Source organism: Pilimelia columellifera subsp. columellifera (genome assembly GCF_039532605.1).
GTDB classification, from domain to species: Bacteria; Actinomycetota; Actinomycetes; order Mycobacteriales; family Micromonosporaceae; genus Pilimelia; species Pilimelia columellifera.
Genome location: NZ_BAAARY010000045.1, coordinates 1 through 7,122 on the forward strand (window position 1 = coordinate 1; position 7,122 = coordinate 7,122).

9 protein-coding genes and 1 pseudogene are annotated in these 7,122 nt (G+C 67.2%); 3 read left to right on the forward strand and 7 right to left on the reverse strand.

Going from position 1 to position 7,122, the window contains the following annotated elements; translation table 11 throughout:
- Nucleotides 1-205: pseudogene (locus tag ABD287_RS17945) on the forward strand (hypothetical protein); the annotation flags it as partial.
- A gap of 209 nt (nucleotides 206-414) precedes the next feature.
- Here the strand turns inward: ABD287_RS17945 and ABD287_RS17950 are convergent.
- The 4 genes from ABD287_RS17950 to ABD287_RS17965 form a co-directional block, all read right to left on the reverse strand.
- The gene (locus tag ABD287_RS17950) at nucleotides 415-1,134 is read right to left on the reverse strand and encodes a hypothetical protein (RefSeq protein ID WP_344174645.1); all 720 of its coding nucleotides are present in this window, start codon (nucleotides 1,132-1,134) and stop codon (nucleotides 415-417) included.
- On the reverse strand, nucleotides 1,131-2,015 hold the full coding sequence (locus ABD287_RS17955; RefSeq protein WP_344174648.1) for an ATP-binding cassette domain-containing protein: 885 nt from the start codon (nucleotides 2,013-2,015) through the stop codon (nucleotides 1,131-1,133). Before ABD287_RS17955 ends, ABD287_RS17950 begins: the two co-directional genes overlap by 4 nt.
- Nucleotides 2,012-2,392, reverse strand: a complete 381-nt coding sequence (locus tag ABD287_RS17960) for a GntR family transcriptional regulator (RefSeq protein WP_344174650.1) — start codon at nucleotides 2,390-2,392, stop codon at nucleotides 2,012-2,014. Before ABD287_RS17960 ends, ABD287_RS17955 begins: the two co-directional genes overlap by 4 nt.
- Nucleotides 2,393-3,231: 839 nt before the next feature.
- The gene (locus tag ABD287_RS17965) at nucleotides 3,232-3,471 is read right to left on the reverse strand and encodes a hypothetical protein (RefSeq protein ID WP_344174652.1); all 240 of its coding nucleotides are present in this window, start codon (nucleotides 3,469-3,471) and stop codon (nucleotides 3,232-3,234) included.
- A gap of 446 nt (nucleotides 3,472-3,917) precedes the next feature.
- On the opposite strand from ABD287_RS17965, the gene ABD287_RS17970 reads away from it, so the two are divergent.
- On the forward strand, nucleotides 3,918-4,376 hold the full coding sequence (locus tag ABD287_RS17970; protein WP_344174654.1) for a hypothetical protein: 459 nt from the start codon (nucleotides 3,918-3,920) through the stop codon (nucleotides 4,374-4,376).
- A gap of 164 nt (nucleotides 4,377-4,540) precedes the next feature.
- Here the strand turns inward: ABD287_RS17970 and ABD287_RS17975 are convergent, their stop codons facing one another.
- Nucleotides 4,541-5,278 carry an isocitrate lyase/PEP mutase family protein gene (locus ABD287_RS17975; RefSeq protein WP_344174656.1) on the reverse strand — a complete coding sequence of 246 codons (738 nt, stop codon included), beginning with the start codon at nucleotides 5,276-5,278 and terminating at the stop codon, nucleotides 4,541-4,543.
- Complete coding sequence (locus tag ABD287_RS17980; protein ID WP_344174658.1) at nucleotides 5,275-5,937, reverse strand: hypothetical protein; 663 nt, start codon at nucleotides 5,935-5,937, stop codon at nucleotides 5,275-5,277. The genes ABD287_RS17975 and ABD287_RS17980 overlap by 4 nt, the downstream gene beginning before the upstream one ends.
- A 63-nt stretch (nucleotides 5,938-6,000) precedes the next feature.
- Between ABD287_RS17980 and ABD287_RS17985 the strand changes: the two genes are divergently transcribed.
- Complete coding sequence (locus ABD287_RS17985) at nucleotides 6,001-6,699, forward strand: ArsR/SmtB family transcription factor (RefSeq protein ID WP_344174660.1); 699 nt, start codon at nucleotides 6,001-6,003, stop codon at nucleotides 6,697-6,699.
- Between the two features lie 110 nt (nucleotides 6,700-6,809).
- On the opposite strand, the gene ABD287_RS17990 is transcribed toward ABD287_RS17985, so the two are convergent.
- A partial coding sequence (locus ABD287_RS17990) for a hypothetical protein (RefSeq protein WP_344174662.1) occupies nucleotides 6,810-7,122 on the reverse strand: 313 nt, incomplete at its 5' end.

Consider the following 7,122-nt stretch of genomic DNA (forward strand, 5'->3'; position numbering starts at 1 on the left):
CCGCAAGAAGGCAACAACAGCCACCAAAACCAGGGCTGGGGCTGGGGCTGGGCGGGTTTACCGGAAGATGCCCGCCGACCTCGCCGCCGTGTACCAGCAGATCAGCACCGCCGCAGGAATCGCCGACCACTACAACGTGCCCCGCCACACCGCACAAGGGTGGACCAACCGCCTCAACAAGCAGAACCCGACCATCGGGCGCTGACCAGTCCCGAAACCAACCAACCCGGCCAACACCCCGCCCACCACCGCAACGTCACCACCGCAGCCCGAACCCACGACACCCCCGCCGTTAAGGGTGAGAACGCGGCTGCCTTGGTGGCCTACTCAACACACCTTTGGGCTCGTCGGACGCGCGATGATCGCCCGCGCTCGCCGCGGCCTACATGTTCTGCACCGCCGCTTTCGCCGACATCATGATGTTCGGGTCCGAAGCGGCATGTCGCGGGCGAGCAACCAGCACAAGCCCACAGCGACGAGCGTGCTGGCGGCGCCCAGGGTGAGAGCTGCGGGAACGCCGAGGTCTTGTGGTAGCAGGTCCAGCTTGATGAACGGCAGACTCAGCACGCCGTTACTTAGTCCATTCACCGCCAGCAGCAGCAGGGCGACGGGTAAGGCCAGCACGCCCCCGGCCCGCAGGCGGTAGAACGCAGCGCCCAAGAACGAGCCGGTGGCCATCCAACCCAGCAGCATCATCCAGTAGCTCGCGAAGATCACTAGATGATCCGTGGTGTCGCTGTAGAGCCGGGCCTCGGCAAGCTGGTGGGGCCAACCGGCGGCACGGTAAAGCAGCGACTCCGCCGCGTACCCCAGGGTCGTCGCGCCGGCCAGCACACCGGTGGTGATGAGCTGAAACACCGGAACCTGGCAGAGGTACTCCCGGCGTGTGCGCCCATGCACGAGAACCATCGGCAGCATGGTGCGAAGCAGGTAGTAGCCGTAGCCGAGCGCGAGCCATCGTAGAAGTTGACCGCCGACGTCGAGGGCACTGATGCGGACGGCGCCGAAGACGGCTACCCCACCGAGCACCAATCCGGCCACCACCAGTAGGCCGGCGAGACAGAACACCAGAAACGGCAGATGGGTGGTGAGTAGGAGGTAGGCGATCGGCCATCGCCGGGCGGGCCGGTTCATCGGGCAGCTCCCGTGGGCTCGGTGAGGTGGATGAACAGGTCCTGCACGGCGACCGGGCCGAGTTCGAGCCCGGCGGCTTCGGCGGCGGCGCGGCGCGCGTCATCGAGCGCGCCGTACACCATGACGGACTTCGTCGGACCGAGCTGTTGCTGGTTCAGCACGGTGAGACCAGCGACGACGTCGTCGACCGTGGCGGCGGGTCCGGTCAGCGACACGCCCTGGGCACGCAGCTCGTCCAGATCCTCGTGCAACAGCAGCCGGCCTTCACGCAGGATCAGGACCCGCTCGAACAGGGGACTTTGCTCTTCCACCAGGTGGGTGGAGATGATGATCGTGCGGGGTCTGGCGATGAAGTCTCGTAGCAGTTCGTCTTGAAACGCCTGCCGGGTCGAAGCGTCCATGCCCAGGTGCGCCTCGTCGAACATGCTCACAGCGGCGCGCGAGGCCAACCCGACGGTCGCTGCGAACGCGGACCGCTGCCCCCGCGACAACTCGCCGATCCGCTTCCGTAACGGCAGCTCGAACAGATCGATCAAAGTGGCCGCGTACTGGGCATCCCAGCCCGGCCGTAGGCGCTGCGCGACCTGCACAGCGTCCTTCACCGTGTCGGTGTCGTCACCGACACCGCCCCCTTCTTGGATCAGACATACCCGCCGGGTGATCTGAGGATTCTCAAATACCGGCTGCCCGTCGATGACCACCGCACCCGCGGACGGCTTGCGGAATCCGGCGAGCGTCGACAACAAGCTGGTCTTGCCGGACCCGTTGCGGCCCAGCAAGCCATAGATCCTCCCGCCAGGCAGCCGCACGCTGAGATCGTGAAGAGCGACAGCCTCCCCGTACCGCACCTGAAGACCGCTCACTTCGATGGTCAACGTCATTGCGCCTCCCCCTTGGCCTCGGCCGACTGTTGGATGTGCTCAACGATGTCGACTACCGGGATCCCGATCGCGTGCGCCTCGGCAACCATCGGCTGAACGACATCAGCGAAGAACCGCTCGCGGCGCTGGGCGCGCAACATCTGCTGGGCGGTAGCGCTCACGAACATCCCGATACCTCGGCGCTTGTAGAGCATCCCCTCGTCAACGAGCTGCTGAAACGCCTTGGCGGCCGTCGCTGGATTGATCCGGTAATACGTCGCGTACTGGTTAGTCGACATGATCTGCTCATCGGCCCCCAGCACCCCACGCAACACATCAGTCTTGATCTGCTCAGCGATCTGCCGGTAAATCGGGCTCCGCTCATCGAACACAGCCACCTCTTGGCTCTATGGTTCGCTACATGAGTAACTAACCATAGAGCCCCAGCGCCACACCGTCCACACCAGACCGTCACCCCTACCAACCCCGACCACCGACCACCGACCACCGACCACCGACCACCGACCAGTGGAATTGCCGGCCATCACCGCTCCTGGCGTACTCCGTTGGCCCTGACACCCCACCCCCACCATCTGGACCCGGATGCCGAACCATCCGGCTCCAGGTTCTTGGAGCAACCCCCTCGGGGACGTACGGGGTCCGACGCCGTACGCCGCCGCCGCCGTTCAGGCACGCGATCAACAGGGCCCGGCGGCGCCCGATGACATTCATCTATCGCCTCGTCGCCGCTAGCATCGTTTCGGTGTGGCCGGTGACCTGACCGATCAGGAGTAGGCTCCTGCTCAGCCGGCTTCCCCACCCGCTGCCGCTGCCCCGGTGTCTTCGTTGACGTAGGTCAACCGCTCCAAGACTGGATCGAGTACGGCCGGACTCGGGCAGGCGGTCGTCACCACACCATGGCGCATGGCACCAACGTCCACGTCGAAGCCGGCCTCACCGAGTCGTCATCGCCGAACCGCGAAGTATCAAGACGGCGACGCCCGGGCCCTACCGGCCGCAACACATCGCAGGAGCGTGATCGACAGCCCGGGTGGGGGTCGCGTAGGGGTCGTCGCGCCGGTGGGGCGCCTGACAGGGAGAGTTGCTTGGTTTAGCGGAACAGGTCAGCGTTCTCGAAAGCCCGTTCGTCGTAGGTGCTCGCCGCTCCCCGCCCGTGGCGCGCGGACCCGCCCCGGCGGAGTCCGGCTACTTCGCGTGGATCGCCGCAAAAGGCGCATCATCGTCGCCGGTCACCGCTTCGCCCCGGTGCGGAAAGGAAAACCGTGCTCGAGGGGCGCCCCGCTGCGTCCTCATCGGAGATCGCCACGCCAGCCACGGCGAGTTCTGGTTCGTGCACCCGCCGGTGCATCCCGTCAGCCTTCTCCCGCAGCTGCCGCAGCGTGACCTGACTGCTCTCACCCTTCAGATCAACCTCGATGCGGCAGAACAGATCACAGGGAAACTCGACAACGAACATCGCCTGAGGATCAGCGGTCATTTCATCCCCCCGCCAAGGCCAAACAGGCACGCGACGCCCCAACCAAGATCGTTCAACATGTCCCCACCGTAACCGCCAAGGGCTACCTACGCCGACCACAGACCCCTAAGCTGCCCGCCCGCCCGACCTCTACCCACCCGACGCCCCACCAACACGAGCACTTGAAACGGCGACTGCAAACGTCGCGCCATCGGCGGATGAGTGCGCCCCGACGAAATCCTCCCGTCCGCTCCCGTTCAAACCGTTGAGTCCTCGACGAGATCCGCTCGGTTTCCCCATCTCCACCAAGCTGACGCCGTACTACGCCGACAGTGGCCACGCAAGGAGGCGGCAGGGGAACATTCCCAGCTCGAATCTGATCGCCGAGCGTAGTATCACTCGGCGAGACTGCTTATGTTCGGACCATGACGTAGATAGGACCCTCGGTGGAGGACATGACCTGCGGCCGTCCCACGAAGGCGGGGACGCCATGTTGGAACCGCAGGATCAGTAACCGGACGGCAGGATGTCAGAACCACGCCACCGAGCTGGAGCGCGCAACCGAAGCGGCATATTGGGAGGGCTACCGCGATGGCATGCGGGCCGGTGAAGAACACGGCCGCCAAGCCGCCCGATGGGAAGCCGAGCGCGAGCTACGTGAGGCCGAGGCTCGCGAAACGGCCAGCCGCAACCATCGAGAACGCACGCCTGACGGCCGGCAGATAGTGACTGTGGAACGCGGTTACGCCTACGCCATGCCCCCGGGAATCTCGGTGGCTGTGGGCGACCAGGTCAGCATCCCCGCCCCGTACTGGCACGGATCCAGCGCACCGCCGCAGCGGGTGACTGTCACCGCACTCGGATCGAGCTACACGGGCTCACTCGTCACCGCGTATCCCGGGTAGGCACAACACTGCCCCCGGACGAACCCTCGGGCGCAGCCCAGGCCAGGCCGGGCCGCATACAGCCCAAGCGACGACGTGGCTCACGTTTGCCTCAGGCGGACGCGGTTGGTCGCGGCATGAGCGGATGGTCGATCTTGCTTGTAGAAGGTTTGGTTCCGTTGGCGTCACTGTGCCGTCGACCAGGTATTGACCTGGTTGTAGGGCGGCAGGTTTGGTCGTACGGGGAGGCCGTCGCGGACGGCTTCCGCGGTATTCAGTGACGCCGCCAAGGCAGCGCGGAAGAGCAGGGAGCCGGTGCTGATTCGTCGGACGCCCAGTTCTGCCAGGGCGGCGACGGTGTGCCGGCCGGGTAGGAACAGGATGTTGACCGGTACGTCGACCGTCGCCACGACGGCGGCGACATCGGCCGGCTCCGCCAGGCCGGGAATGAATACCCCGTCGGCGCCGGCGTCCGCGTAGATCCGTACCCGACGTAGGGTCTCGGTGAGGTCGCCGGGGCGCTGCCAATGGGTGTCGGTCCGGGCGTTGACGAACAGTTGCGGGACCTCCCGCTTCACTGATCGGATCAATGCCGCGTGCGCTTCGGCCGGTCCCATGGTGTCTTCCATGTTGACGCCGACCGCGCCGGCCGCGGCCACGGCGATCGCGGTGCCGACCGAACCGGTCTCGATATCGGCGGTGAGGTGTACCGGCAGCTTCGCCAGGGCGCGGGTCAGGCGCAGCGTCTCGGCGTCGGCGGCGCCCGCGCCGTCGGGGAGGCCGGCTGCGGCCGCGATGCCAAGGCTGGTGGTGCCGAGTGCGGGAAAGCTGGCCTCGACCAGACACCGGGCTGACGCGACGTCCCACACATTCGGCAGGACAAGCGGGTCGCCGCTGCGGTGCAGGGCGGCGAAGTCCTTCATGCGAGGGCTCCTTCGACGAGCGCGAGGGCATGTGCGCGTCCGGGGCAGCGACGTGGCCCAGCCCCGAATGCCAGATCGCCTGCCAGCCGCACCTGCACCACCTCGCCGGCCTCGACCGTGACGTCACCGATGATGGCTTTGACGAGCGCCTGCCGCTTGGTCGCAGGGACCGGCGGGTCGTCGCGTAACACGTCGTCAACGGGGCGGTGTTGGGCCCGTTCGGTCATGGCCACGGTGGCCTGGCAAGCCTGCACGAGTAGCCCGATGTGGGCTGCGGTCGGCTCGTCAAAGACGCCACCGAAGACCGCAACCAGCCGGGCGACCGCCACGTCCGCCCTGGGTTCGTCGCCGGTGCCGGGCTGGTAGGCCTGCGCGACATCGCGTATGAGGTCCACGACGGGCTTGTCGACGCCCATCTCGCTGGCGAGGACCGCCACCGGGTGCATCGGGCCGTAGCCTCGGAGGGACTCCGGCGGGATCGCGTCCAGGATCGCGATGGACAACGCGCGCCGGCGCTCGTGGGCCTCTCCGGTACTGAACCGGCCGACCGTGGCGCGTAGCCAGGCGACTCCGGCGGGCCCGGATGGGACCGGCGGCACCACGAAGGCCGGGTCGTTCAGGACGGCAAAGGCGGCGTCGCGGCCGTTGATCTGCTGCATGGAGCGAAGGTACGGCCGGGATCGTTCGGCGGCGGCCGAAAGGAAACGACCTAGGCTTGGCAAGTGACCTCAGCCTCCGACCTGGCGTCGCTCGCGGCTTTGCTGGCTGACGAGAGCCGGGCCGCAATGTGCCTCGCGCTGCTCGACGGCCGCGCGTGGACCGCGGGCGAGTTGGCGGCGCACGCGGGCGTCGCGCCTTCCACGGCGACTGAGCACCTGCACCGCCTCATCGACGGCGGGCTGCTCGTCGAGCGACGCCAGGGTCGTCACCGATACGTACAGCTCGCCGGCGCGTCCGTCGCGCAGCTTCTCGAGGACCTGACGGCCCGGATCGAGCACCGCCCCGCCACGCCGCGAGGGCTGCGCGCGGTGACGGCCGACTCGGCCCTGCGACGTGGCCGCACCTGCTACGACCATCTCGCCGGACGGCTCGGCGTGGCGGTGACCGACGCGATGACCCGCGCGGGATTGCTGGACCAGGCCGGCGGTTTCGCCTTGACCGCGGCCGGCCTGGCCTGGCTCACCGACACGCTTGGGCTGAGCCCCGAGGACCTACGGCCCGGCAACCGACCAGTCGCACGCGGATGCCTCGACTGGACGGAGCGGCGGCAGCACCTCGCCGGGTTGGCCGGGGCGAAGCTGTGTGAGACGTTCCTCGGCAACGATTGGGTGGCCCGGATCGGGTCCGGTCGGGCGGTGCGGCTTACCCCGAACGGAAAAGCAGCTCTCCGTGACCTCCTGGGCCTCTCCGACGTCGATTGACGGGTGCCCGAGCGGCAGACGAACACCACCGCAGATATTTGCCCGCCGGGAGTTATGACGCAACCAGATCGGCTCCGCACGCCCGCTCATCGGCATGAGCGTGCCGCCATCTACGGCAGAGTCAGCCCATTTCGCCTAGCCAGCATTTCCTCCGCCACAGTCTGGTCAGAGGGTGACCGGTGGTGCGGATGCGCGTTCAGAACGTCGGCGCCAAGTATCCAATCGACCTTCACCTTCGACTCGGGCGTCGGATACGCCGGGTCCACCACGACGCCGAGCGACCAGCACGAATCGACTGGCAGGTTCCGGCGCAGCCAACGCCAAACCTGGGGCAGGTCTGTGTCAGTCAGCAAGTAGCTGTCCACCGACCAGGGCTCGTTCGCCCCGTCACCACCCTCGTAGATGAACACCACGAAGTTCGCA